Genomic DNA, 23,593 nt, shown 5'->3' with positions numbered 1-23,593 from the left:
GGCGGGGCTCGACATGCGAGCGGCTAAAGCACGATGTGAAACGTTCACCAGTCCACCAGCGCTTCTTCTTCACAACGCTGATCGACTGCGAGTGACATATTGTCCCTTGCGCAAAACATTCCCAGCTCAGAGAACTCGGCCAACCCAAGATTAGGCCTCAAAAGCGTGACAAGCGAAGCATAAGCTATTGCACCAATTCTAGCCGCCTTCAGGCGTGCGCAATTCACTGGCTCAACCACCGAGAAGGTGTAGCCCTTGCTCGGCAGGATCCGATCAATGATGCCTGGCTCGATCAGGCCATCTCGGTATTCTGAGACTGCAAAGCACCGGCCGAGCAAAGAAAGCCCGATATCGCTTGCGCCAATCATTAGGACGTGCGCCATTGTCTTCCCTTTCGTAAATTGTGGCACCGACTTGGCCCGCAAAACTGAGGTGAGATCACCAGTCCGATCAATGGTGAAAAATCAGCTCCGACAGCGAGGCTGTGTATCGCGCGCGCAATGCGATGAGGACCGGCGCGACTGACCAAATTGATGTCGGGGATCATCTTGCGACTCGCTGTAGACGAGAGGAACGCCCGAGGCTTTTCACCACGACTGGAGCATCAAGGGCGCTTCCCACGGCCCGCAGTTCGACGCTGCCGGCTTCACGTGTCGAAGTGCGAATGGCGCTGGGCAGCAGACCAAAATGATCTCGAAACGTCTTGGGGAAATGCGACGTCGAGACGAAGCCGCAGGCGAACGCGATATCGGTGATCGGCATGCTGGTGAGCTCGATCAGCCGACGGGCCTTGCCCAAACGCAGGGCCATATAGTGTTGACCGGGCGTGCGCGAAAGATGTCGCGCGAATAGCCGTTCGACCTGCCGGCGCGAGAGCGAAACTCTGCGCGCGATATCGTCGAGAGAGAGCGGATCCTCGAGGTGCGTTTCCATCAGCTTGATGATTGGCAGCAGCTGCCTGGCGACACCGGCGTAGCGCAGGCCGGGCGGGACCGATTGGCAACTCGATCCATCGCGCCACCGGTCAGCGGTAACATGCTGGCACACACTGCGAACGAGCGAGGCATCCCCAAATTGTTGAATGAGGCTGATCGCCAGATCGAAGGTCGCGAACTCCCCAGCACAAGTCACGATCTGGCCGTCACGCACAAAGAGAGCATCATCGATCGCGAGGTTCTCGAATGTCTCGGAGAGTGCCGCCATCCAGCGCCAATGGATGGTACACCTAGTCGCGCGCAGCACGGCGGCGTCGGCAAGCAGCCAAGTCGCGGTGCCAAGCGCATAGATAGGCACGCCGGCGCGCTCGGCACGGCGCAGCGGGCCTCTGAGCTGAGCGCTGTCGAGTTGCTCAACGCCTTCGCCCGCGCACAGCACAAGTTTTTGGCGAGCGCCGAGCGACTTTTCGGCATCGAGGATGTTGCCGTGCACTCCGATCGGAATACCGCTCGAGCATTCGACTGGGTTCCCGTCAAGGCTGATGATCATCCAGCCAAATATCGTCGTGCGTGACAGGGAATTGGCTAGCCGAAGTGGATCGATCAGGGATGCCAGACAAAGCTGTGAAAAGCCGGGCAGCAGCACGACAATGAGCTCGGTCACCGGACTACCAGACGCCAACGTGACGTCCGGGGCGGGGTCCTCGCGAAAACTGCGAACGGACGTGTCGGCCCGCGTCGGCGCAGCTCGAGATGCTCGGGGATAGAACAGGGCGTCGATCAACGACCCACTCCCATTTTCACAATGGACGGCTCAGCGTCTTGCACATTCTTCTTGCGCATGACACATAGCCCTTCATTCACCAAACAACTAACTGGTACGGCGCCATGAACCTTCGCAGCATCGATCTCAATCTGCTGGTGGTCTTCGATGCCCTGATGTCGACGCAGCATGTCACGCGAGCCGCGGACAGAGTCGGCCTCAGCCAGCCGGCGACCAGCAACGCCTTGCGTCGGCTGCGGGTCGTGTTCGCCGACGAATTGTTGGTGCGCACCCCTAGCGGCATGCAGCCAACCAGCCGCGCGCTCGAACTCATCGAACCTGTGCGCGGTGTTCTTCGACAGATTGAGCGCGTCTTTGAGCCCGATCAGCACTTCGACCCCTCCACGACGGAGCGGAACTTTCGCGTTCGTCTATCAGATGTCTTGGCCATGTTGGTCTTGCCGTCTTTCTTCAAGCACTTCGACTTGCCGAAAAGCCGCGTCTCGCTCGACGTCGTTCACCTTTCTCCCGATCGCACCGTAGATGCCCTGGAGCGTGATGAAATCGATATTGCAATCAGTTTCGGCCTGTCGCATGGAGCAACAATTCTGTCAGAGACGATTATGAACGATCGAATGGTTTGCATTGTGCGCAAAGGTCATCCTTTCTCGCTAAACAAGCCATTCATCGATTCTTTTCTGTCCGCAAAGCACGTTAGAGTTTCCATATCACCAACCGATCTTCGTTTTGTTGACGATATTCTTGTTGCGAGCGCCAAAAAACGTGCGGTTGTTCTAAATGTGCCGCACTGGCTTGTCGTGCCGCAAATCCTTCGCGAAACAGACCTGGTCTCGGTTATGCCGGAACGGCTTTACCTGGCACTTGCCGATCCCAAACTCGTGGCTTGTGACCTTCCTTTTTCCAGTTCGACATTCGCGTGGAACGTTTACTGGCACCGTCGCCAGGACCGTAATCCCGCAATTCGCTGGCTTCGCGAGAGCCTGCGCGCCGCGGTTTCCTAGCGCCCGGTCCTTAGACCGGGCGATAGAATGCGCGTCGTTCGGCGAGCCCTTCGATGTCTTCGCGCCCGTGCGATAGCCAGTCGGCGAGCAGTTCTTCGCCATGTTGCCCAAGCAAGGGCGGAGGCGTCGGATCGGGCGGCGGCAGGTCATCGAACCTGACCGCGCTTGCGATGTAGCGCAGATCGCCAGCCTTTGGATGCCTCATGACGCGCGACACGCCGCGAGACTTCAGGTTCTCCGCCTCGCAGACCTCCCCGACCGACCGTATGGCACCACATGGAACGGCGGCCTCGGTCAGCAGGCGCAACCAATGTTCCCGCGACTCGGTGAGGAACATGGGAGCCAGAAGGTCACGCAGCCTGGGCCGGTTTTCAACACGCTTGGGCGCGGACGCAAAATCCGGCTCGGAGAGCAATTCCTCACGTCCCACCGTTCGGCAGAAGATCGACCAGAACTTGTCGTTCGCCACACCAAGGTTGAACCATCCATCTTTCGCCTCGAAAGCTTCGTACGGACTGATCGTCGGGTGCGCGTTGCCGCGGCGAGCAGGACTCTTCCCCGAAGCGAAGTACATGCCCGCGTTGAAGGTCAGCAGCGACGCCATGCAATCGAGCATCGAAACATCGACGCGGCCGCCCGTTCCCGTGCGCTCGCGCTGGGCCAAGCCTGCCAGCACCGCCTGCGTGGCGTAGAGACCCGTCACAAGGTCAGCGATCGAAGTGCCCAACTTCAGAGGCGGACCGCCTGCCTCGCCGGTGATGGACATCAGCCCGCCCTCTCCCTGCAGGATCAGATCGTAACCGGGACGGCCGGCCTCGGGGCCGGAGCGACCAAAGCCAGATATCCCACAGTAGATGAGCCGCGGATTGACCTTGCGCAGGTCCTCGTAACCCAGTCCGAGCCGCTCCATGGCGCCGGGCCGGAAGTTTTCAATAACGACATCGGCTTTCGCAGCGAGATCTAGCGCCAGCTTCTTGCCTTCGGGCGATTTCAAGTCGATGGCAATGCTTCGCTTGTTGCGATTGACCGACATGTAGTAGGCGCTTTCGCCCGCCACGAATGGCGGGCCGTAGCGGCGGGACTCGTCGCCCTGGCCCGGCTCCTCGACCTTGGCGATGTCTGCGCCAAGGTCACCGAGTTGCATAGTCGCAAAAGGGCCAGAGACCACCCGGCAGAGATCGAGTATGCGAATACCTGCCAGGGGCTTTGCGTCAGACCATGACATCTGCCAGATCCGTCATCGTGGGGACATTGATGTCCGGGAGGTAAGGGGTCCGTTCGAAAGGCCGGTTGCGCCTGTTGATGAAGGCGGCGCGCATTCCAGCAGCCTTCGCGCCGATGGTGTCGAAGGTGTGGTTGGCCACGAAGAGAACCTCTTCGAGCTTCACGCCAGCAAGTTCCGCACCCTTCTCGTAAGTTGCGCGATGCGGCTTGAATGCATTCGCCTCGGCGACCGAAATCACCTGGTCGAAAGGCACCTTGTGCCACTTCAGAGCCTCTTCCAGCATGTCTGGGTCGCCATTGGACAGAACCACCAGCTTGTACTTCGTCTGGAGACGGGCAAGCGCTTCGGGAACTTCAGGGAAGCAGGTCAGCTTCGGGATTTCCGCGACCAGCGACCTGACCTCGTCCATCGTGTACTCGATGCCCGAGCGCTCAAGGACGTGGGCAACCGACATATGGCCGATTTCGCGATACGGAGTGTGCGCGCGGTGAAGCAACGCATCGATCATGGAGTTTTCGAAGTGCTGCCGGCGCCACCATGTGACGAACTTGTGGGGCGAAAGGGTCGAGCCCTTCGACTTCAGGAAGGGTTCGGCGACCTTGATCAGGCCACCCTGCATGTCGACCACAGTTCCATACTGATCGAACATGCAGACCTTAACGGTATTTCTGATTTCGGCGATGTCGGCCATCTTGAATCCTCATTGGCGATTGTCTGCCCTAGGATTTCGCAGATCAGACTTCATCTGCCAAATCAATAAATGATCTGTCGACATTCACCTCATGAATTACCCACGACAAGCCGCTCCGATTAAGCGGCCATGGGATGAAGGTGGCACGCGCCATTCGTGGCCGGTTACGCATCGCGCTCTCCGCAAAGCGCCCCGACCCAAGTCGGGTAGCTATGTTTCATAGCCCGCCAATGAGGTGGTCCGCGACTATCCTCCTGGCTAGCCAAGCGTTTAGCCCCGTTTCATGCCGTCGGCTCACGATTTTATCCGCCTAGGTGCTGTGGGCAGATGAACCTAGCATCCACCATGCGCCCACCTCGTTCCTCAATCTCACGCTGCCTTTGTTCGAGGACACGAAGAAGGTGTTCAAGAATGAAACCGGCCGCGTCGCTTGACCGGCGCACAGAGGAAGCTGCAAATGAGTCACACTATCAATCACTTGCGCCAGTTGCGAGTAATAGGAGCGAAAGCCCGGGCCGGTCAGGCTGGCATATGTGCCTGGCGGACGAGATCGCCAAGGAGCGGGACAGGCTGATTGCCAGGGACGGCGAGCCTTGCGCCGAGGTAGTCCCAGAAGGAAATGCCGAGCTTGGAGCAGGTCTTGGCGAGGCCGAGGAAGGCGTCGCGGCAGTCACGACCGGAATCGGAGCGAGTGCCCGCACTAATCCTGCGCCTGGTGACCTGGCAGCGGATATCGTTCTCCGATCCATTGGTGTGAAGGGGAATCTCCGGGCGGTCGAGCACCATCAGCAACTCGGCCTTGTTGGCGTGCAGTCGAGCGAGCAGCTTGTCGAGTGTGACAAAGCCAGTTCGGCGCTTGAAGATGCGATCGAAGCGGGCGCGTAAGGCGGTCTTGGGTTCGGGCGTCGGATCGCGCCGATAGGCCTTGAGGTCTGAATAATACCACCAGATGAGGCCGCGTATCCATTGTTGCGCGGCGCGATGGGCCTCGGTGAAGGTGTCGAGCTTGTGGACGAGGCGTTCGGCATGAATCCAGCACAGGCCGTGTTGGCCGAGCTGGAACTGACCGGCATCGTCGCTGACGATGACCGTGTCGGTCAGCAGGCCGCGGGCTTGGATGCTGCCCCAGAGTGCGCCTTCAGTGGCGATTTGCACCGGATTGGGCGTGACCTCGAGCGCGTTGAGGCCGAGCTGTTCGAGATGGGCCTGCGATGCCGCGCCACCGGCGAAGTGCTTGTCGTCGTGTCCGGCGAGCAGGCGGATCAACGGGGCGGCGAGCGAGCGGTCGCGCATATAAGGCCCAGTCGGCCCGAAGCTGCGATTTTGGCCAACTCAAAGAACGGACAGTGAACGCATAATCAGATAGCTTCTGACGGCGCTGTATGACCTTCCAAAGCGCGGTAAACGGTCATCCTGGAGACGTTCAATTCGCGGGCGATGGCTGCCTTGGTTGCGCCAGCAGCGATCCGACTGCGGATTTCTTCATCGTCGATGTTCTTCTTGCGCCCCTTGTAGACGCCTTCGGCTTTTGCCGCATCGATACCAGCCCTTTGTCTGTCCTTGATAAACTTTAGTTCCATGTCGGCGACCATACCGAGGATGGTGATGACCATTCGGCCCATGCTTCCGGCTGTCGTGACTTCCGGTTCGAGGACGCGGAGGGATGTGCCTTTTTCGTCAAGCTCATGAACGAGATTGAGAACGTCGCGGGTAGAACGGCCCAACCGATCAAGCCGCAACACCACCAGCTCGTCGCCCGCATGCAGAAACGGCATGATGGTTTCCAGCTCGGAGCGGCCTTTCCTTGATGCGCCCGATCCTGTTTCCGACCGGATGATTTCGCAACCGGCGGCCTTCAGGCGCTCGTTTTGAATGTCGAGGTCCTGTTCTGTGGTGCTGACGCGGGCGTATCCGATGCGGGCCATGGTAAATCTGTAACATTAGGGTGGCATCGATTGTGTAACGTCACTTTTATCGAAAATCCACCCTTTTGTTAGACGTGCTACGCGTCACATATGATTGTCTCTTATAGGTATACCCAAATGTGCCACAGGTTGGAAGCTTGTCGCAAAAATCCCTACAATTGGCTCACTTTTGCAAGCGATTTTTGCGACAAGAACTGCCCACTGATTTCAGTGCGCGCCTGACAAGCTTAAAAATCAGGATTTTTGCGACAATTTGCGGAACCTACCAAAGAAAAACGGCCAACCAAGATTCACGCCGAGGCCTGCAAGCAGGATCAGGACTAAGCCAACGGCCTGCATGACAGTGATCGAGCGGCCAAAAACAAGAAAATCGGATAACAGAGCGGCAGCAGGGTTCAGGAACGCGGCAGCAGCAATGACGGTGGTCTGGACCTTGGGATAGGCGGTGTACAGTAAGACATAAACTATTCCAGTATGAATGATCCCAAGTCCGATGAGCCATCCCCACATGCTCAGGCTACCCGTCTGTAGTGTTTCCATATTGAGAAAGGGCAGGAAGACGACGCATCCGATCAGGCAGTGAACTGCACTGAGAACGTCAGGCTTCACGCCTTTGACCGCGCGCGTGGTCAGTGTCGTCGCAGCATAGAACAGCGAGGCGACGAGCGCCAAGCCGACGCCGATCAGCCAATTCCTGTCGGTCTGCATGTCCCCGATCTTCGGCAGGATGGTGAGAACGAGGCCCCCAAAGGCGAGGCCTATCCAGCGGATCTTGTGGCGAGACAGCACCTCTTTCAGGAGCAGGCCACCGGTGAGCACGATCCAAAAGGGTTGCAGATGATAGATGATCGTCGCAAAACCGATCGAGGTGCGGTGAAACGCCTCAAATAAGGTCAGCCAGTTGAGCACCAAACAGACGCCGCTCACCAGGACGAGCGGCCATAGTCGTCGCTCGATACAGAACAAGCTTTTCCAGCCACCACGCAGCGATACCCAGCCGATGAGCGCCAATGCTCCAAAGAGGCAGCGGAAAAACACCACGTTGAAGGTAGGCTGACCAGACGACACAGAAAAAAGCCCTGCCGTTCCCGACAGAGCCATTCCCACGGAGAGCATTATTGTTGCTCGCGTCTGTCTCGTTTCACCTTCCATATTCCCCCCATGTCGCGAAATTCCCAACAAAAGTTGGAATTTTGCGCCTGAGTTTTGCAACGCGACTTTTTGCACCGCTGCTCATGCGGCGATTTTGCCGAAATCTATCCGGCTGTCCAGATCGAGATCGAACCGGCCATAGGGATTGACGTGGGCATAGATCAGTGGCGTGAGGCCGCGATAATCTTCCGGTGTCATGCGGCCCTCCCACGACGGCTCGGCAAGTACCGTTTGCAACATGTGCGTGTTCACATAGACAAGCGAGGCTTGGAGCAAATGCAGCGCCAGCGCCGAAACCTCCTGCTCGTCGATGCGGTTGGTTGCCATCTCACCGCCCTTACCGAAGAAGACAAAGCCGTTGGCACTGTTCCAGTTTTCGACGACGTTGAGCCCTTCATGGATTTCCCGGCGGAAGGCTTCCTGTCGCAGATAGCGGCATAAGAAGATCGTCTTGACCGCGCGGCCGAGTTCGTTCAACGCCCTGTAGGTAGGGTGTATCACTTCTGCCCGCGCGAAGCGGCGCAGGATCGCCTCCGGATCGGCCGTGCGCGTCTGCATGGCAGCGGCATATTTGACCATTTCGTCATATTGCTGCTCGATCTCCTCCCAGTTGATCGGGTTGGAAAGGATCGCAAGCAGGTTCGGCAATCTTGCCCGAAAGCTCGCATCCGGTAGTGCCAGCTTCTGCCGGGCAATCGCCTTCAGGCGTGGGGCGAGTTCAAAGCCGAGCAAGCGGCAGAAGGCAAAACCAACGGCGCTCTGGCCGTGGCTATCGACATATTGCCGTTGGATTTCCAGATCGGTGCAATGACGAAGAACACCTTCGATCATCGATGCGACTTCCGATGACGAGCACCGTTTGAGCTGGGAATAGACACAGGTGGCGCGCTTTTCGACATGCCAGTAGACCATGACGCCGCGTCCGCCATAACGGGCATGCCATTCGGTCATAAGGTTGCGATCCCAGGCTCCGAACTTCGTGGAATCCGATGCACAAGCCGTTCCGGCATCACCCCAAACCGCAGCATTACGGATGGCGAGCGTGGCATTGGCGACACGAGCGCAGGCTTCCCGCAAAGCGCCCGCGTGGATGAAGCGCCGGTGCACATGCAGAAGCTCCTCATAGCTGGCATCGGTGGTGGCACCGGCGACCCGCTTCAGACCGGCATTGGTGCCAAGACCATAGAGACAAAGAAGCAATCGTTGATCCAGCACCGCCTTCGGTAGCGACACGGGAGGCCGAGGTTTCGAACGCATCGAGGAACCCGGTGTCGAGCGCTGCTTCCTTTAAAACATCGAGCAGGCCCGTCATCGGCCAGCGCTGGCCAATCTCCGATTTGATACCGGCAAGCCCCTTCGGCTCGGGCGATGGCTTGAGCGGCGTGATCGAAATCCGGTTTTCCCCGCGCCAAAGGATTCGCACCTTCTCGTTTCGTGGGATTGTTTCGTTCAGGAGCAGCAGTTCGTATTCCAACTCCTTGCGAACCACCGCCACAAATTCGTGGGGCTTTTGCGTCAGGTTCAGCAGGGAATAATAAGAGGAGCGCCGAACTGCAAAATCCTTCGGCAGATCGTCGTCGGGATTGCGGTAACGGTCAGCACCGACAACCCATATTTCCTTGGACCGGATGCACTCCCGCAATTGGGTAAGAACACATAGTTCATAGCTGATGCGGTTCACGCGGCCGTTTCCGTCGATGACCGAACTGCGCCACTTTGCCGGGATTACTCCCTCTGTCGGCACATCCTGTTGCGGTACGAACCGGCATCCATCGGCCAGCCTTGCCCTGATCCAATCGAGAGCGGACAAGACCGGCCGCCAGACCGCGTTATTCGATCGAAATTCCAGCACCGACAGCAGGCTTGGCAGCATCCGGCGATAATGATTGGCCCATGAGTTGCGCATAACTGCATAAATGCGGCGGTCGAGCGCGCCCTTGGCATTGCTTTCCTTGACGATCGCTGCCAGCTTTTCCTTGCCGACGACAGGAAAGATGACATCGCAGATGCGACCATCCGGATCGTCAATCGATGCGGTAGCAATATCGGCAAGCAGCCGTTCCTTGCCATAGACCCGTTCGACATCCTTGGCGATGTCGCCTACCACATTCCGTTTCGACCGGGTTCCGATCTTGTGGACCGTTTCCACCAGCAGTTCGACCATCGCATCGGTCATCGCCGTTTCCCGAGCCATCAGGTACACCGCATAAAGCGCAAGCTGGCGAGCTTCTGTGTGACGGCGCATCTCCCATGCTTTTTCGCCGGAAACGCGGCGAACGACCTGATCGACCCATACCGGATTGACGTTCGAAAGCATCTTCCGGGGAAGGTTCAGCGTCCGGATGAATGACAGACGTTCGGTGACTTCCAGGATATTATCCAGCGTTGCCCGGCCTGCATCCGCTTTCATCGCATTAAAGCCGGTCGGTCCATCTGCGTCAGCCAAGGAGCCTTCCATCAAGGCAAGGGTCTCGGCAGGCAGCGCGGCGCTCACCTCATGAAGCCAACCGTCCAAGTACTGCTGGCGTTGGGAGCGGACCAGCCGTTCCAGTTCCTTGCCCGAAGGACCATAGATATTGCGATCCCGGCACCAGAGGAACACCGCCTCAAGCATTGCACTGACGGATTGTCCGGACGGGCACAGTTCATCGATAATCCATAACGACAATGCCTCCCGGTCCGTCCGCTTCATGCGGCGAAAGCCGAGATGCTGCAAAATCTCGGCGCAATGCCGCCGCGCCGTTCGCCCGCCGAAATCATAGCTGGATAGCTCCTCAGTCTGAGCACCGAGCTGTTCCGCCAGATAGTCGGCTGCATCGTCCGGGATCGCCGCACTATCAACAATGAAAAATCCGCGTGCGCTGAAAAACTTCAACTGCGCCGCCAGACCGAGCCTGGTTGCCGCCGGTTTGGAATTGATGAAATCAATGTCGGCGAAGCTCAGGCTCCATTGGCCGACTAAATCCGAGCTCGAAATACCCGTACTCATCACCACGCTCCTCAAAATGGAGCGCAATGTCATGAATAGCAGCTTCCCAGGTCAATCCCGCAGACCATGTTCCCACAACGTTCTTCCAGTTGGCCAAAATCGCAGCTTCGGGCCGACTGGGCCTATAAGCAAGCGCTTCGGCGTTGATCACATAGTCGAAATGGCCGGCGCGCAGCAGCTCGAGGAAGTTGAGCCGGCTCTTGGAACCGGTGGTGCCGAGCCAGGTGAAGCGGTCGTTGCCGATTTGCGTGCAGAAGCCATTCTTGGCCTTTTGCCGAGCACCGGTGTCGTCGACGCTGACCCAGCGGGCGCTCGCCAGGCCCGCGCGCAGCACCTCTTGTGCCTCGCTCAGGAAGGGGTCTTGGCGATCAATCAACGGTTCGTCCTTCAAGGACATATTGGAGCTGTTCGAGCAGGACGACGACACCGACGCCGTGGTGATGATCGGCGAGATCGCCGGCCCGCAGGAAGCCGAAGCCGCGATCTGGGCGCGCGACAATATGCGAAAGCCGCTGATCGCCTACATCGCCGGGCTTTCCGCCCCGAGAGGCCGCCGCATGGGCCATGCCGGCGCGATCATCTCGGCCTTCGGCGAATCGGCGCAGGAGAAGGTCGAGAGCCTGCAAAAGGCCGGCGTCACGATCGTTCCGACGCCGGCGGCGTTCGGCGAGACCATCACTGGCGTGCTTCAGCAATTGAAGCAGGTTGCTTGAGACTTCTTAGGGCGGCCTCGGCCGCCCTTCCTTTCATCGAAGAAACGCGAAGAAACAACGGCACTGTTCAGGCCTGACCACCTGCGGTTGCAACAGACGCACAGCCTCGCCCGCGCCTGTCGGCATCTCGGCCGCTGCAAATCCCTTAGGATCTCAACCGCTATTGCATGGCGATCTGAGGAAGACGCTTCTTCTCACCGACGTAGAGAGCGACCGCCATGGCGCGATTGCGAACGCCGATCTTGTCGTAGAGATTCTTCAGATGATACTTGACGGTGTTCTCCGAAATCCCTGTACGTGTCGCGATTTGCAGATTGGTCCACCCATCGGCCAGCATGCCGAGAAACTCTAGTTCGCGGTTGGTCAGTCTCGACACTGGCGTCTCGTCTATGCGCGAAATGTCCACATACGGAAAACAGATCCGTCCGTTTGCCACCGCAAGAAGCGTGTCGAACAGGATACCGGGGTCGTCGAACTGGTAGCAGAACCCCTGGGCGCCCATTCTCAGGCAGTGCTTCACGATGCCGACGTCGTGGTCGTTGCAAAAGACGACCACGCGGGTGTTGATTTGCCGTTGTTGAACCTCCGCAAGCAATTGGCCTGCATCCATGTCGAGCAGCTTCCAACCCACGATGGCCACGTCGAAGGTTTGCTTGCCCGACAGTGCCTTAATCAGACCCTCGCCAGTTTGCGTCCCGTCAATGAGAACAAACCGCTCGTCACGATCAATCAAGTCCCGCAACGCCGAGATAACCAGCGGGTTGCGCTCGGCAATCATGACACGCAACGTCCGCTGTTCTGGCATCAACTCGCTGTTGCCTTCGGCATTCCACCTGGGTCGAATTAGATGAAGCGCTTGCGACGACATCGTGCGCTGCTCCGTGCTTGCGATCGCTGGCCGGCCGACTTGCGCCCAGCCAACGATCAAGCACACATTCCACACCGCGGTGCGCGGGCCTGCCAGCTACCCAGCGACAAAAATTAGTCGTAGATCGGGAACTGGCGCACCAAATCGTGCACCTCTTCCCGCACGGCCCCTTCAATTGCCGCGTTGCCGCCCTCGCCGTTCGCAACCAAGCCGTCGATCACACTCATTGTCAGGCGGCCTACTTGCCGAAACTCCTCCGCAAGGAATCCCCGCGTGGTGCAGGCCGGCGTCCCCAGCCGAACCCCCGACGTAACCATCGGCCCCTGTGGATCGAACGGAATGCCGTTCTTGTTGCACGTGATATGAGCTCGGCCCAGCGCGGCCTCCACGGCCTTACCGGTCAGATTCTTCCGGCGCAAATCGACAAGCATGAGATGGGTGTCGGTGCCGCCCGAGACAATATCGACACCGCCCTCGGCCAGCGTTTCCGCCAACACCCCAGCATTGGCGACGACATTGGCCGCGTAGCTTTTAAACTCCGTAGTCAAGGCCTCGCCTAGGGCGACAGCTTTCGCGGCAATCACGTGCATGAGCGGACCGCCCTGCAGACCGGGGAAGACCGCCGAATTGATCTTCTTGCCAATGTCTTCGTCGTTCGAGAGCACCATGCCCCCGCGCGGCCCACGCAATGTCTTATGGGTGGTCGTGGTAACCACATGCGCATGTTCGAGAGGATTTGGGTGAAAGCCACCAGCCACTAGGCCAGCGAAATGCGCCATATCGACGAACAACTTGGCGCCGACTTCGTCAGCGATCTCACGAAACGCCTTGAAATCGATTATGCGCGGGTAGGCCGAACCACCAGCAAGGATGACTTTCGGCCGCTGCTTGCGGGCCAAGTCCCGGACCTCGTCAAGGTCGATGCGGTGTGTGTCGGAGCGAACCCCATAAGAAACAACGTTGAACCACTTACCGGATTGGTTGACCGGCGAGCCGTGGGTGAGATGTCCGCCGGCAGCAAGGTTCAGGCCAAGAAAGGTATCACCGGGCTCCATCAGCGCCATGAAGACCGATTGGTTGGCCTGGCTGCCCGAATTTGGCTGGACGTTGACGAATGAGCAGCCAAACAGTTGCTTGGCGCGCTCGCGTGCCAACTCCTCGGCTTCGTCCACGAACTGACAGCCGCCATAGTAGCGACGACCGGGATAGCCTTCCGCATATTTGTTGGTAAGCACGGAACCTTGCGCCTCCAACACCGCCCTGGAGACGATGTTTTCGGAAGCAATCAACTCGATCTCGTCACGCTGACGAGTGAGCTCACGGTCAATCGCGCCATTTACCGCGGGATCCGCTTCGGCCAAGCCGGCACCGAAAAAGCGGTTTCTGCGTCCAGTACCTGGCCTGGCTGGGATGTTCATACCTATTCCTCCTTAACGGCGTGTCGTTGCGCCATGAATCCACTCAGCCCGTCCAACCGAGACCGGCCGATATGCAGTTGATCGAAAGCAGCAGCGCGTCCACGGAGGGCTTTGAGCTCGGCAGGCTGCGATCGTTGGCTCGCACCTCCCTCAACAGCTGCACCTGGAGACGATGGATGGAATCCATCTGCGGGCGAAGGCGGTCGAAGTGAAGTTTAAATGTTGGGAACCGCTCCGAGAGCTTCAGCCCGCCGTGGATCTCCGACATCATCTTGCGGGTCAGTGCATGCTCGGCAACAATCTTGCCGTAGACGCGCTCCCGAGCCTTGGGATCCTGCACCAGACTCGCATATAGGCGCCCAATTTCGAGGTCGGTCTGATAGAGTCCCTTGTCAACTTCGTCGATGATAAGGCGGAAGAAGCGCGACTTATCGAACATCTGGCGAAGCAGATCCCTTCCGGCAATTCCGCGCACGTCGACGAAAGAATTCAGTGCGCTTCCAATGCCGTACCAATTGGTGATCAAATGACGATTTTGGCTCCAGGCGAATACCCACGGAATGGCGCGCAAATCGGAGATGCCGCGGGCGCCGAAGCGTCGTGCCGGACGTGAGCCAATCTTGAGCAGCGACAACTCTTCCACGGGGCTTGCCTGATTGAAGTACTGGACGAAACCAGGATCGTTGATCAGGCCCGAATAGTGTGCCTGCGACATGCCGGCCAGCGCCTCGAGCGCCTCGTTGAATTCGGGCATGTCTTTGAGCTCGGCTTCGTTGGGCGACTTGACGGAGTGAGCAAACACGCTCGCCGCAAGGATCTCCAACTGGTAGAGCCCGGTGCCGCGGTTTGCGAATTTCGAGGAGACCACCTCGCCCTGTTCCGTGACCCGCATAACCCCGCCGACGGTGCCAGCGGGTTGGGCCGCAATCGCCCGGCCGGTGGGAGCGCCTCCGCGACTAACTGATCCGCCGCGGCCGTGGAAGAAGCTGATCTTGACTCTGTTCTTGCGACCAAGCGACGTTATCCGCCGCTGAGCTTTGTTGAGCTCCCAGTTCGATGCGAGGAACCCGCCGTCCTTGTTCGAATCTGAATAGCCAAGCATGACTTCCTGGCGATTGCCGAACTCGCGGATCGAGCGCCGCACGACAGAGTCGCCAAGCAATAGTTCAAGAATGTCGGGGGCGGCGCGCAAGTCGGCGATGGTTTCAAACAGCGGGACGACGCGTAGATTGATTGGAGCCCCTCCCCCCTGCGCGGTCGCGATGCCGGCATATTGGGCGAGCAAGTAGACGGCCAATAGGTCTTCACTCGAGCGCGTCATCGATAAGATGAAGCTGCCGATGCCGCCTCCGTTCGGATCCAAAGAAGCTTTACGGACAACGCCGAACAGGTCGAGGAGTTCGCGCGCTTCGTCGGAGAGTTGCCCTCGGTCAACCGCGATCTGTTCGCCCGAATGGAGCGCAACGCGGATACGGTTGGACCACTGCGGGGTGCTCTGAACGGGGGCGGCGGCTCCGTCGAGCTGTTTAAACAACTCACCCAATACGCGGTTGACGACGGTCGAATTCTGCCGAATGTCGAGAGAGACGGTGTGGAAGCCGAAGCTCTCTGCCTGCTGACGCAGTGGCCGCACAAGGCGCTTCGCCGCGAGGTCGGCGCCAAGCTTGTGCATAACACTTTCCAAGTCGCGTAGATCGGCTTTGAACGCGTCGACACTCGCATATGGCTTAGCCGATACCCCGCCAAGTGTGCCCTGGAGACGCGCCAACATGGTCGACGCGTACTGGCGCAGCGGCTCCTCAGGGTTGCGCTCGACGATCTTGGCGGCAACCCCGGTACGATGCAGCGCGCGCGCCAGCGTTTTTTTGAAGTCATCGGGAATCTCGACGACATTGGCGCTTATGCTGAGCATCGTGACCAGCTTGCGCACCTGCGCGATGTACCAACCAATGACGGCGTTGCGATATTCGTTCAGGGCGTATTCGGTCACCTTCGCCGTGACATTCGGATTTCCATCTCGATCGCCTCCGATCCAGGATGCGTATCGCATGAAGGACGGTATATTGAAGTCGAACCCCGGAGAATGGCGCGCCAACGCCTCCTGCAGGGAGTCATAGAGTTTAGGCGTCGCCTCGAAGATGACTTCTCTGAAGAACTGCAAACCCCAGGCGATCTCGCTCTCGACCGTCGGCTGCTCAAGATGCAGCTCACCCGACATCCAAAGCAGCTCGATCTCTCCCTCGAGGTCGTTGATGAGCTGCTCGCGCTCCCGCGGCGCCCACCGCTGCTGTTCGAGGTCCGTTAGCTTCCGATAAATGCGGCGGTGAATTTCAAGTATGGTCACCCGCTTGGCCTCAGTCGGGTGAGCCGTCATCGTCGGACCGACCGACAGATTGTCCAATGCTGTCCGAATGGTGGCGGGTGGATGGCCGGCGGCCGCTATCTCCTTCATGACGTTCGAAAAGGACCCGACGACTTCGTCGGCGCCACCCTGTTGCTCGAGCGAGCGCCTTGAACGCATCGCCACCAGCTCCTTGGCTATGGTAAAAAGCTGGAACCAAATGCCGGTCGCCTGCAACGCGTGGATGCGATCTTCTTTCGGCAAAGCGTCCAGCGGCGTCGCGCCAGACAGAACCTGCGCCACAGCAGGTTCGCGCTTGCTGACGACCGAGACCAGCAACCTCAACAAAAGGCTGCGCGCGTCCTCCTGGAAACTAAGTGGTCGACCCTCCTCCAACGCGTCACCCGATTGTTTGTCTTGTTCCAAAAACGGCAGATGGTCGCCTGCGAACTTGGCGCGCCTGGACTTTTCCGAAGGGCGGTCAGGCTAAGGAGAAAACCCCTTTTTGCACTGTTTGAAAACCCCCGGGTGGGTAGAAAACCCATTCGTTCGGGTAGTGGCTGATTAGCCGAATGATCACACTTCAGGACCATGCCGAACGACCGCTTAGCACTCCGGTTTTGAACCGGACGGGCCAGCGATGATGCCTCACATCCTACTGAACCGCGGACAGCTATGTCCGCCCCCCCAGTCGCTGCAGCATCCAGCAAGGAAATTCATTGGGCGCCGGCGAGCAAAGAAGTCGCCAGCGCTATCTCGACGAGTTAGTTCAATGCCGTTCTACACTGGGCGATTTCAAGCTGCGGTCTTGGCTGCGCGATCGGGCTCTGCTTTGCGCAGATACTCGTGCGCCTCGGCGCAGTACCAGTCCGCAAATTTCTGGCATCCGCTCTCGGCGCCCTCAATGTAGGGGCCAGGTCGATAGCCGATAGAATTGACGCCACGCTGATTGCGCTCGGTCAAAACGACGTCCTGCTCATTGGTCACCTTCCAAAGCTTCTGCAGCTCATCGACCGAGTAGTCGACACCCTCGATGGCCTCGCCATGAACAAGCCATTTCGAATGGATCAACGTCTCCTCGGCGCTCACTGGGATCGCTGAAAACGTGAATATGTAGTCTTGCAGACCGACATTGTAACAATGTGGTTGCAGCGTCCATCGAAGGGCACCGAGGCCTGGCTCGCTCATCAAGTGCTTCTGAACGACGTAGTCTCCATCCATCGTAATCGACTTCTTGCCGGGCTTTAAGGGCATGTGTCCGGTAGAAAACCAATCGCCCTCCACCGCGCCGACTGGCCGTCCGCTCTCTTTCAACCGACGCGCATATTCTACCAGGTGAGGGTCCTGTTCGTTCTCGTAGTCCAGGGTGAAGAAATCGACTAACGTCAAGCAGAGGTCCGGGTGCCCAACCGCACAGTGAGCGCACTCACGCGCGTTCTCCATGGCGAGTTTCCAGTTCGCCTTTTCCAGGATGATCTGTTCGGCGGCTATTTTTGCATCCTTCAGCCGGTAGGGCGCAACCAAGGGCGCGAATGCATCGCGAAACGGAGCGAAGTCCGGAGGGCTGTCCGACAAGCAAACGTAGATCGTTCCCTCAACGGATTCGACACGGATCGGGATCAGACCGTAGTTTTCGATTTCAAAGTCGCTGTTCATTCCCCTAGCGACAGCCAAACGACCGTCAAGGTCGAACGACCACTGATGATAGGGACATACGATTCGCTGCGCCCTCCCTTTGCCGTCGGAACACAGTTGCGCGCCGCGGTGCCGGCAGGTGTTGAAGAACCCGCGCACGAGCCCGTCGCGCCCTCGCACCAGAACGATCGGGGTCCGCCCGATGCTCATCGCCAGGTAGCTGCCAACCTTGGGCAACTCTATGTCGAAGGCAACGAATATCCAGGACGTCTTGAATATCGCGTCCATGTCGAATTCGAATATCTGCGCCTCGTTGTAGAACGGCTGCGGAAGCATAAAACCTTCGCGCCTCTGCGACAGCAATTCGTGAATCCTCGATGTGTCGTACATAGCTCAATCCCTTCTCAGACCTGTCAAATATCCAGGCAGATTGTTTCGCTCTTGGCCCTTGAGCAGCAGATCGCGATGACGTCATTCGCGAGCTTCTCTTGCGGCGACAAGGTGGTGTCCTTGTGGTCCGGAATCCCTTCAGTCACCGGTGCGAGGCAAGAACCGCACACGCCCCGTTCGCACATGCTGGGCACCTCAAGCCCATTCTCGCGAAGCACCTGCAGTATCGTCTTGTCGAAAGGCACCAAATACTCGACGCCGCTGGCCAGCCGGACGTGAAAGGCACGCCCTTTCGTATCGAGGGATGGGGCGGCGAAACGCTCGAAATTTACCGCGCAAGTCGGCCATCCTTCCGTGGCGCGGAGAACCGCGTCGAGGAGCTTTTGCGGACCACAGCAATATATTCGCGAACCGTCGAAAGCATGGCCCACTATGGAGCGCATGTCGGCCCGGCCGCTAAGGGCGCTGTAATGTATGTTCACAGAGCCTCGAAAAGGCGCCTGGAGCAATTCATCGACAAACGCTGCCTTGTCAGGATCTCGGGCGAGGTAGGTCAGCGCGAAGGATTTTCCCCGCGTCCAGAGCTCACGTGCCATCGGCAAAATCGCCGTAATGCCAATACCGCCCGCGATCAGTTTGTAGCTTTGAGCGTCGAAGCTGAGCGGGAACGTGTTGCGCGGTGGCTCGCAAAGCAGAATATCGCCGACATGAACGCTTTCATGCAGATACCGAGAACCCCCACGGCCCTCTGCTTCGCGATAGACCGCGATCTTGTATTCGCCGCCCCCACCGCCGATTATTGAATACTGGCGTATTCCGATATCCGGCAGATGAATTCCGATATGGCTGCCAGGCTCGGTTTCTACTGCTTCGTCTCTCCTTCGTACTTTTAGGTTTATCGATTTAACATCAGCCGCCTCTCGCGAGATTTTAACGACCTCCACTTCAAAATACTTTTTACTGATCGATCTATGCTGATTCATTTGATCAATACTTGCATGTAAATTTGCCTTCTCTTTTCTAAATTCTATTCCCCCGCCTTCCCGTTGCGAAATGATTTGTCGTGCTGTTTACTATTACGATCCGTCATGATGGAGCCGGCAATGCCAAACCGCTTTCCAGCCGCGCAGCAGCTGTGGGCCTTCGTGACCGTGACCCAGCATGGCAATTTCAGTCGAGCGGCATCGGCTCTAAACCTGACGCAGTCTGCCGTCAGTCATCAGATCCGTAAGCTGGAAGCCTCTGTGGGCCGCAAATTGCTGGTGAGATCAGCGCACGGCATCGCTCTGACAAGAGCCGGCGAGTCGCTTTTGAACGATGTCGCGGAGCCGCTCCATGCTCTGAGCTCAGCCGTAGAGCGCTGTCGGGCCGGCGGCGTCTCCAAGCGCCTGTGCCTGGAGCTCGACTCCGGCTTCGCGGCTGCATGGTTGGCTCCCCGGATCGGCAAATTTCAGCGCCAATACCCAGACGTGCAGTTGGAGCATTTCTATTCAATCAAGATCACGTTGCCCGAGCACGTGGACCTCGCGATCAAATGGGGAAACGGCCGCTGGGCGGGGTATCTCAGCGAGCCGCTAATGGGGCTTCGATACACGCCTATGTGCGCGCCTGCCTTGTTACAGGAAAACTCACAACTAAAGGACTTGGGCGAGCTCCGCCGGTTCGAGCTCCTTCACGACCGAGACAGGCGAGATTGGGCGGATTGGCTGACGATTGCTCGGCTCGAGAACTTCAGCCTGGAAAATGGCCATGTGGTGAACGATACCAACGTGCTGATGCGCATGGTTGCGAGTGGCGAAGGCATTGGTCTCTGTGCCCTGGAACTTGCTGAGCACGCTTTGGCTAGCGGAGAGCTGGCGGCGCCCTTCCCGGACTTGGTCCTCACAAGTCGCGATGCCTATCATATCGTAAGAAAGCAGAAGTCAAACCAAAACCCTAACGTAGAGGCCTTCATTGCCTGGCTTAAGTCAGAGGTAAGAGCATACAAAAACGAGAGTAGGAGGAGCTAGCTGACACAAGGCCTTCTACAAACCGCGGGGGTTTAGCGCAGGAACCCTACAGGTCTTGCATCAGCAAAAGAATCAGAGCCGATCGGAGTCCTCGCGCAAAGCCCAATTGGTGCGTGCGTCGCGTAACCAGTGTGAGGTCGTGCACATGAGCGTCTCCCCGCAGAAGGAAGACGCGATTTGCGCCGTCCGTCCTGAGGATTCGGATGAAGTCGGCAGCAGCCAGTACTCCGAGTCAGCCGGCCAGTTCGGTGCTCACTCGGCACCTCGCATGCGCTGAGATCTCCGACGCAGAAACTCCAACGTAAGGAGCATCAGCAAAGACATAATGATCAATACCGTTGCGGCGGCCGTTATAGTCGGACTGATCTGCTCGCGAAGCCCGGTAAACATCTGCTTCGGCAACGTGCGCTGCTCGCCGCCGGCGAGGAAGAGGACGACAACCGTTTCGTCGAATGAGGTGCCAAAAGCAAAGAGTGCGCCAGAAATCATGCCGGGGAGAATTAGCGGCAAGATAACCTTGAAAAAAACGGTCAGCGGTGGCGCGCCCAAACCAGCCGCGGCGCGCGACAGGCTCTGATCGAATCCCGCGAGCGTCGCCGTGACCGTGATGACGACGAAGGGCGTTGCCAGGGTCGTGTGAGCCAAAATCAGGCCGGTGTAGCTGTTTAGGAGTCCGAGGTCGGCGTAGAAGAAATAGAGCCCGACGGCCGTAATCACGACCGGCACGATCAATGGCGAGATGATGATGCTCATGATCAAGCTGCGAAAGGGCATGTCCTTTCTGCTAAGGCCCAGAGCGGCGACCGTCCCGAGCACGGTCGCCAAGATGGTCGTGAAGACGGCAACGAACACAGAGTTCGACAGAGCTAGCCGCCACGAGGGATTGAGGAGGAAGTCCTCATACCAGCGCAGCGAGAACCCCGGCATCGGGTACGTAAAAAACGGCACCGAATTGAACGATAGAGGAATGATGACCAGGATCGGAGCAATCAGAAAGAGCAAAATTGCTCCGCAGATGATGGTCTTCGCGACGGCCCAGACTCTCTCGACGGGAGATGCGTAGGAGTTTGCGTGCATGTTCGTCATCCCAACCTTACGCGATCAACGCCGACGATCTTCACGTAGATGTAGTAGAAGAAGAGCGTGATGATCAGCAGCACCGAACCGAGTGCGGATGCCATTCCCCAGTTCAGCTCTTGGTTTGTATAGAACGCGATGAAGTAGCTGATCATTTGGTCGCGGGGACCGCCAACCAGCGCCGGCGTGATGTAGAAGCCCAGGCATAAAATGAAGCTCAGCAGGCAGCCGGCTCCAATCCCCGGCAGCGTCTGCGGGAAATAGACCTTCCAGAACGCATAGAAGGGCCCGGCGCCGAGAGACCTAGCTGCCCGCACATAGGTGGGGGGTATCCCCCGCATGACGCTGTAGATGGGCAGCAGCGTGAACGGCAACTGGATGTATGTCATCGCCACGACTGTGCTGAAGCGATTGAAGATCAGGTCGACCGGCGCGGACACAATGTGCAACGCCATGAGTAGGCTGTTGATCGGGCCGCTCGGCTGAAGCAGGACGACCCAGGCGGTGGTGCGCACCAACAGGGATGTCCAGAAAGGCAGCAACACCATGATCATCAACAGGTTGCTTTTGCGTGGCGGGAGCATGGCCAGGAAATATGCGAGCGGGAAGCCCAGAAGCAGGGCCAGCGCCGTCACGGAAATGCTGATAGCAAAGGTACGCGCAAAGACGTCTCTGAAAATCGCGATGTCGGGCGGCACTTGCTCTACCGAGCTATCCGCGTTGAGGCGCAGATCCGCGGTTCGCAAGAGATAGTACGAAGTGAAAGTCGATCCGCCACGTTTGAGCACGGCCCATATGTCGCGCTCTCCCCACATCGGATCCATTGCGACGAGGGCGTTTTTGTATGGACCCGTGGTCACTTGGCCGAGTCTTCGCGCAGTAGCCGCAACGCGGCTTTGTGTGCCTGGCAGCTCGTAGTTGACACGCTTACCGATCGCCGCCGCGGTCTTCTCTTTCCCGGCCTGCTTGAGGTCTACCGCCAGGGCCGCATAGGCCCCTTCGTCGGGTAGTCCCTCCCCATTCCAATTTTGGAGGGCTAGTTCGGTCTGCGGGAGGTTGGTAGCCAGGACGCTGTCGTGCCCGGCGTAAAACAGCATCCGGGCAATGGGAAAGATAAACGACAGGAGTATGAAAAGCAGACAAGGAAGCACCAGGTAGAACGCTTTGCGTCCCTGCCTCCGTTCGGCGCGGCGCAATTCCTTCGACAGATCCGAGCGGCCGGCAGAATTGGGTGCGGCTCCCATAGTTGCATCGACCATCGAAGTATCCTCCCACTTCGAACGAGGGCGAGGAATTGTCCTCGCCCCCATTCTCTATTGCCCCTTACTGTGCCAGCCAGGCCGTGAAGCGGGTGCGCAGCTGATCACCCATTTCACCCCAGAAGTCGGCGTCGACCAGGATGGCGTCACCCATGTGATCGGGCGCGGTCGGCAAGGTTGCCGTGATGGCCGGGTCGACAAACTGGACGGCATCCTGGTTCGCCGGACCGTAGGAAATGTAGCGGGTCTGTTCAGCCTGAGCCTTGGGCGAACTGGCGAAAGCGAGGAACTTGTAAGCTTCGTCGAGATTGGGACTTCCCTTGGGGATGATCCACAGATCGGAGTCGAGGCCCTGCGCGTCCCAAAGGATGCCGAAATGCTTGCCTTCTTTCTTGTTCGCATCGGCGATACGTCCGTTGTAGGCCGAGGTCATCACGACCTGGCCGTCTGCCAGCAACTGGGCGGGTTGAGCACTTGATTCCCACCAGACGACATCGCTCTTGATGGTGTCGAGCTTCTTAAAGGCTCGATCGACACCCTCCTGGGTCCGAAGGACCTTGTAGACGTCCTTGGCAGCCACGCCATCCGCGATCAGAGCCCACTCGAGGTTCAAGAAGGGGTTCTTCTGAAGACCGCGCTTTCCCGGAAACTTCTTGAGATCGAACAGGTCGGCGATCGTCTGCGGCCCCGACTTGGTCTTGTCGCTGTCATAGGCCACGATCTGAGAGTAGAAGATCGTCGGCACCGCGCAGTCGTACTTGTCGGCAGTGATCAGTTTGGAGCGGTCGACACCGAGCTTGGTCCAGTCGATCGTCTCGAACACGCCTTCATTACAACCCTGCACAGCAGTCCGCGAATCCGCGTCGATGACGTTCCAAGTTATGCTCTTGGTCTCGACCATTGCGCGAATTTTGGCAATCTCGCCACTCCAGGAATCTTCCTTGATGTTGACCCCCGTTTCCTTGGCGAAAGGCTCGAAATAGGCCTTCTTCTGACTATCCTGATATGACCCACCCCATCCAACAACAGTGAGGTCGGCCGCCTTAGCGATCGACATAGGCATGACTGCTGCCAAGCAAATGCCGGCGATTCCCCACACAGTCTTCATTCCACAAGGCTTCTTCATATTAGTTCCCTTCCTTTTTTGAACCAAGTATTGCCGAAACTCTGCCTATTCTGAT

General features: G+C 58.3%; 20 protein-coding genes and 1 pseudogene. 3 read left to right on the top strand and 18 right to left on the bottom strand.

Annotation, left to right across the window (positions count from 1 at the left end; all coding sequences use genetic code 11):
• Nucleotides 1-44: 44 nt before the first annotated feature.
• Both ACMDCR_RS09780 and ACMDCR_RS09775 read right to left on the bottom strand, forming a co-directional pair.
• Complete coding sequence (locus tag ACMDCR_RS09780) at nucleotides 45-383, bottom strand: hypothetical protein (RefSeq protein ID WP_413992343.1); 339 nt, start codon at nucleotides 381-383, stop codon at nucleotides 45-47.
• Nucleotides 384-543: 160 nt separating this feature from the next.
• A complete protein-coding gene (locus ACMDCR_RS09775) occupies nucleotides 544-1,719 on the bottom strand; it encodes a GlxA family transcriptional regulator (RefSeq protein ID WP_413992342.1) in 1,176 nt (391 codons plus the stop codon).
• Between the two features lie 104 nt (nucleotides 1,720-1,823).
• Between ACMDCR_RS09775 and ACMDCR_RS09770 the strand changes: the two genes are divergently transcribed.
• A complete protein-coding gene (locus tag ACMDCR_RS09770; protein ID WP_413992341.1) occupies nucleotides 1,824-2,720 on the top strand; it encodes a LysR family transcriptional regulator in 897 nt (298 codons plus the stop codon).
• A 10-nt stretch (nucleotides 2,721-2,730) separates the two neighbouring features.
• Here ACMDCR_RS09770 and ACMDCR_RS09765 read toward each other — a convergent pair whose 3' ends face one another.
• The 8 genes from ACMDCR_RS09765 to ACMDCR_RS09730 all read right to left on the bottom strand — a co-directional run bounded on the left by ACMDCR_RS09765 (nucleotide 2,731) and on the right by ACMDCR_RS09730 (nucleotide 11,099).
• Nucleotides 2,731-3,864, bottom strand: a complete 1,134-nt coding sequence (locus ACMDCR_RS09765; RefSeq protein ID WP_413992340.1) for a CaiB/BaiF CoA transferase family protein — start codon at nucleotides 3,862-3,864, stop codon at nucleotides 2,731-2,733.
• Nucleotides 3,865-3,931: 67 nt separating this feature from the next.
• Nucleotides 3,932-4,636: a haloacid dehalogenase type II gene (locus tag ACMDCR_RS09760; RefSeq protein WP_413992339.1), complete on the bottom strand. Its 705-nt coding sequence runs from the start codon at nucleotides 4,634-4,636 to the stop codon at nucleotides 3,932-3,934.
• A gap of 519 nt (nucleotides 4,637-5,155) precedes the next feature.
• Entirely contained in the window at nucleotides 5,156-5,929 is a 774-nt protein-coding gene (locus tag ACMDCR_RS09755) for an IS66 family transposase (RefSeq protein WP_413992338.1), read from the bottom strand.
• A 65-nt stretch (nucleotides 5,930-5,994) separates the two neighbouring features.
• Entirely contained in the window at nucleotides 5,995-6,561 is a 567-nt protein-coding gene (locus ACMDCR_RS09750) for a recombinase family protein (RefSeq protein WP_413992337.1), read from the bottom strand.
• Between the two features lie 234 nt (nucleotides 6,562-6,795).
• Nucleotides 6,796-7,713: a DMT family transporter gene (locus ACMDCR_RS09745; RefSeq protein WP_413992336.1), complete on the bottom strand. Its 918-nt coding sequence runs from the start codon at nucleotides 7,711-7,713 to the stop codon at nucleotides 6,796-6,798.
• Nucleotides 7,714-7,794: 81 nt separating this feature from the next.
• Nucleotides 7,795-8,913: a transposase gene (locus ACMDCR_RS09740; protein ID WP_413992335.1), complete on the bottom strand. Its 1,119-nt coding sequence runs from the start codon at nucleotides 8,911-8,913 to the stop codon at nucleotides 7,795-7,797.
• Complete coding sequence (locus ACMDCR_RS09735; protein ID WP_413992334.1) at nucleotides 8,834-10,702, bottom strand: DUF4158 domain-containing protein; 1,869 nt, start codon at nucleotides 10,700-10,702, stop codon at nucleotides 8,834-8,836. The genes ACMDCR_RS09740 and ACMDCR_RS09735 overlap by 80 nt, the downstream gene beginning before the upstream one ends.
• A complete protein-coding gene (locus ACMDCR_RS09730) occupies nucleotides 10,638-11,099 on the bottom strand; it encodes a hypothetical protein (RefSeq protein WP_413993827.1) in 462 nt (153 codons plus the stop codon). The genes ACMDCR_RS09735 and ACMDCR_RS09730 overlap by 65 nt, the downstream gene beginning before the upstream one ends.
• Between ACMDCR_RS09730 and ACMDCR_RS09725 the strand changes: the two are divergent.
• Nucleotides 11,074-11,415 (top strand): annotated as a pseudogene (locus tag ACMDCR_RS09725) (succinate--CoA ligase subunit alpha); the annotation flags it as partial. The gene ACMDCR_RS09730 and the pseudogene ACMDCR_RS09725 overlap by 26 nt on opposite strands.
• 160 nt (nucleotides 11,416-11,575) lie before the next feature.
• Here ACMDCR_RS09725 and ACMDCR_RS09720 read toward each other — a convergent pair.
• The 5 genes from ACMDCR_RS09720 to ACMDCR_RS09700 all read right to left on the bottom strand — a co-directional run bounded on the left by ACMDCR_RS09720 (nucleotide 11,576) and on the right by ACMDCR_RS09700 (nucleotide 19,050).
• Complete coding sequence (locus ACMDCR_RS09720) at nucleotides 11,576-12,220, bottom strand: LuxR C-terminal-related transcriptional regulator (protein ID WP_413993577.1); 645 nt, start codon at nucleotides 12,218-12,220, stop codon at nucleotides 11,576-11,578.
• A 176-nt stretch (nucleotides 12,221-12,396) separates the two neighbouring features.
• Complete coding sequence (glyA, locus tag ACMDCR_RS09715; RefSeq protein WP_413992333.1) at nucleotides 12,397-13,701, bottom strand: serine hydroxymethyltransferase; 1,305 nt, start codon at nucleotides 13,699-13,701, stop codon at nucleotides 12,397-12,399.
• A 43-nt stretch (nucleotides 13,702-13,744) separates the two neighbouring features.
• Nucleotides 13,745-16,387, bottom strand: coding sequence for a phosphoenolpyruvate carboxylase (locus tag ACMDCR_RS09710; RefSeq protein WP_413992332.1), 2,643 nt, complete (start codon nucleotides 16,385-16,387; stop codon nucleotides 13,745-13,747).
• A 450-nt stretch (nucleotides 16,388-16,837) separates the two neighbouring features.
• Nucleotides 16,838-18,067, bottom strand: a complete 1,230-nt coding sequence (locus ACMDCR_RS09705; RefSeq protein ID WP_413992331.1) for an aromatic ring-hydroxylating oxygenase subunit alpha — start codon at nucleotides 18,065-18,067, stop codon at nucleotides 16,838-16,840.
• Between the two features lie 23 nt (nucleotides 18,068-18,090).
• Nucleotides 18,091-19,050, bottom strand: a complete 960-nt coding sequence (locus tag ACMDCR_RS09700; protein ID WP_413992330.1) for a PDR/VanB family oxidoreductase — start codon at nucleotides 19,048-19,050, stop codon at nucleotides 18,091-18,093.
• A 105-nt stretch (nucleotides 19,051-19,155) separates the two neighbouring features.
• Between ACMDCR_RS09700 and ACMDCR_RS09695 the strand changes: the two genes are divergently transcribed.
• The gene (locus tag ACMDCR_RS09695) at nucleotides 19,156-20,076 is read left to right on the top strand and encodes a LysR substrate-binding domain-containing protein (protein WP_413992329.1); all 921 of its coding nucleotides are present in this window, start codon (nucleotides 19,156-19,158) and stop codon (nucleotides 20,074-20,076) included.
• Nucleotides 20,077-20,328: 252 nt separating this feature from the next.
• Here the strand turns inward: ACMDCR_RS09695 and ACMDCR_RS09690 are convergent, their stop codons facing one another.
• The 3 genes from ACMDCR_RS09690 to ACMDCR_RS09680 all read right to left on the bottom strand — a co-directional run bounded on the left by ACMDCR_RS09690 (nucleotide 20,329) and on the right by ACMDCR_RS09680 (nucleotide 23,475).
• Nucleotides 20,329-21,153: an ABC transporter permease gene (locus tag ACMDCR_RS09690; RefSeq protein WP_413992328.1), complete on the bottom strand. Its 825-nt coding sequence runs from the start codon at nucleotides 21,151-21,153 to the stop codon at nucleotides 20,329-20,331.
• A 5-nt stretch (nucleotides 21,154-21,158) separates the two neighbouring features.
• Nucleotides 21,159-22,412, bottom strand: coding sequence for an ABC transporter permease (locus ACMDCR_RS09685; protein ID WP_413992327.1), 1,254 nt, complete (start codon nucleotides 22,410-22,412; stop codon nucleotides 21,159-21,161).
• Nucleotides 22,413-22,476: 64 nt separating this feature from the next.
• Nucleotides 22,477-23,475 (bottom strand): polyamine ABC transporter substrate-binding protein, encoded by a 999-nt coding sequence (locus ACMDCR_RS09680; RefSeq protein WP_413992326.1) that lies wholly within the window; start codon nucleotides 23,473-23,475, stop codon nucleotides 22,477-22,479.
• Nucleotides 23,476-23,593 lie beyond the last annotated feature (118 nt).

This window comes from Labrys okinawensis, from assembly GCF_047345005.1.
In the GTDB taxonomy this organism is placed as follows: Bacteria; Pseudomonadota; Alphaproteobacteria; order Rhizobiales; family Labraceae; genus Labrys; species Labrys okinawensis.
Note: the sequence above shows the minus strand (reverse complement) of the source record. Positions and strands in the feature narration are given on the sequence as shown.

What these genes read in the sequence shown, in the direction of transcription:
- ACMDCR_RS09780 (WP_413992343.1), bottom strand. Translation starts at nt 383, where the DNA reads ATGGCGCACGTCCTAATGATTGGCGCAAGCGATATCGGGCTTTCTTTG.
- ACMDCR_RS09770 (WP_413992341.1), top strand. Translation starts at nt 1,824, where the DNA reads ATGAACCTTCGCAGCATCGATCTCAATCTGCTGGTGGTCTTCGATGCC.
- ACMDCR_RS09765 (WP_413992340.1), bottom strand. Translation starts at nt 3,864, where the DNA reads ATGCAACTCGGTGACCTTGGCGCAGACATCGCCAAGGTCGAGGAGCCG.
- ACMDCR_RS09760 (WP_413992339.1), bottom strand. Translation starts at nt 4,636, where the DNA reads ATGGCCGACATCGCCGAAATCAGAAATACCGTTAAGGTCTGCATGTTC.
- ACMDCR_RS09755 (WP_413992338.1), bottom strand. Translation starts at nt 5,929, where the DNA reads ATGCGCGACCGCTCGCTCGCCGCCCCGTTGATCCGCCTGCTCGCCGGA.
- ACMDCR_RS09750 (WP_413992337.1), bottom strand. Translation starts at nt 6,561, where the DNA reads ATGGCCCGCATCGGATACGCCCGCGTCAGCACCACAGAACAGGACCTC.
- ACMDCR_RS09745 (WP_413992336.1), bottom strand. Translation starts at nt 7,713, where the DNA reads ATGGAAGGTGAAACGAGACAGACGCGAGCAACAATAATGCTCTCCGTG.
- ACMDCR_RS09735 (WP_413992334.1), bottom strand. Translation starts at nt 10,702, where the DNA reads ATGAGTACGGGTATTTCGAGCTCGGATTTAGTCGGCCAATGGAGCCTG.
- ACMDCR_RS09730 (WP_413993827.1), bottom strand. Translation starts at nt 11,099, where the DNA reads ATGTCCTTGAAGGACGAACCGTTGATTGATCGCCAAGACCCCTTCCTG.
- ACMDCR_RS09720 (WP_413993577.1), bottom strand. Translation starts at nt 12,220, where the DNA reads ATGCCAGAACAGCGGACGTTGCGTGTCATGATTGCCGAGCGCAACCCG.
- glyA (WP_413992333.1), bottom strand. Translation starts at nt 13,701, where the DNA reads ATGAACATCCCAGCCAGGCCAGGTACTGGACGCAGAAACCGCTTTTTC.
- ACMDCR_RS09705 (WP_413992331.1), bottom strand. Translation starts at nt 18,067, where the DNA reads ATGTACGACACATCGAGGATTCACGAATTGCTGTCGCAGAGGCGCGAA.
- ACMDCR_RS09700 (WP_413992330.1), bottom strand. Translation starts at nt 19,050, where the DNA reads ATGAATCAGCATAGATCGATCAGTAAAAAGTATTTTGAAGTGGAGGTC.
- ACMDCR_RS09695 (WP_413992329.1), top strand. Translation starts at nt 19,156, where the DNA reads ATGATGGAGCCGGCAATGCCAAACCGCTTTCCAGCCGCGCAGCAGCTG.
- ACMDCR_RS09690 (WP_413992328.1), bottom strand. Translation starts at nt 21,153, where the DNA reads ATGCACGCAAACTCCTACGCATCTCCCGTCGAGAGAGTCTGGGCCGTC.
- ACMDCR_RS09685 (WP_413992327.1), bottom strand. Translation starts at nt 22,412, where the DNA reads ATGGTCGATGCAACTATGGGAGCCGCACCCAATTCTGCCGGCCGCTCG.
- ACMDCR_RS09680 (WP_413992326.1), bottom strand. Translation starts at nt 23,475, where the DNA reads ATGCCTATGTCGATCGCTAAGGCGGCCGACCTCACTGTTGTTGGATGG.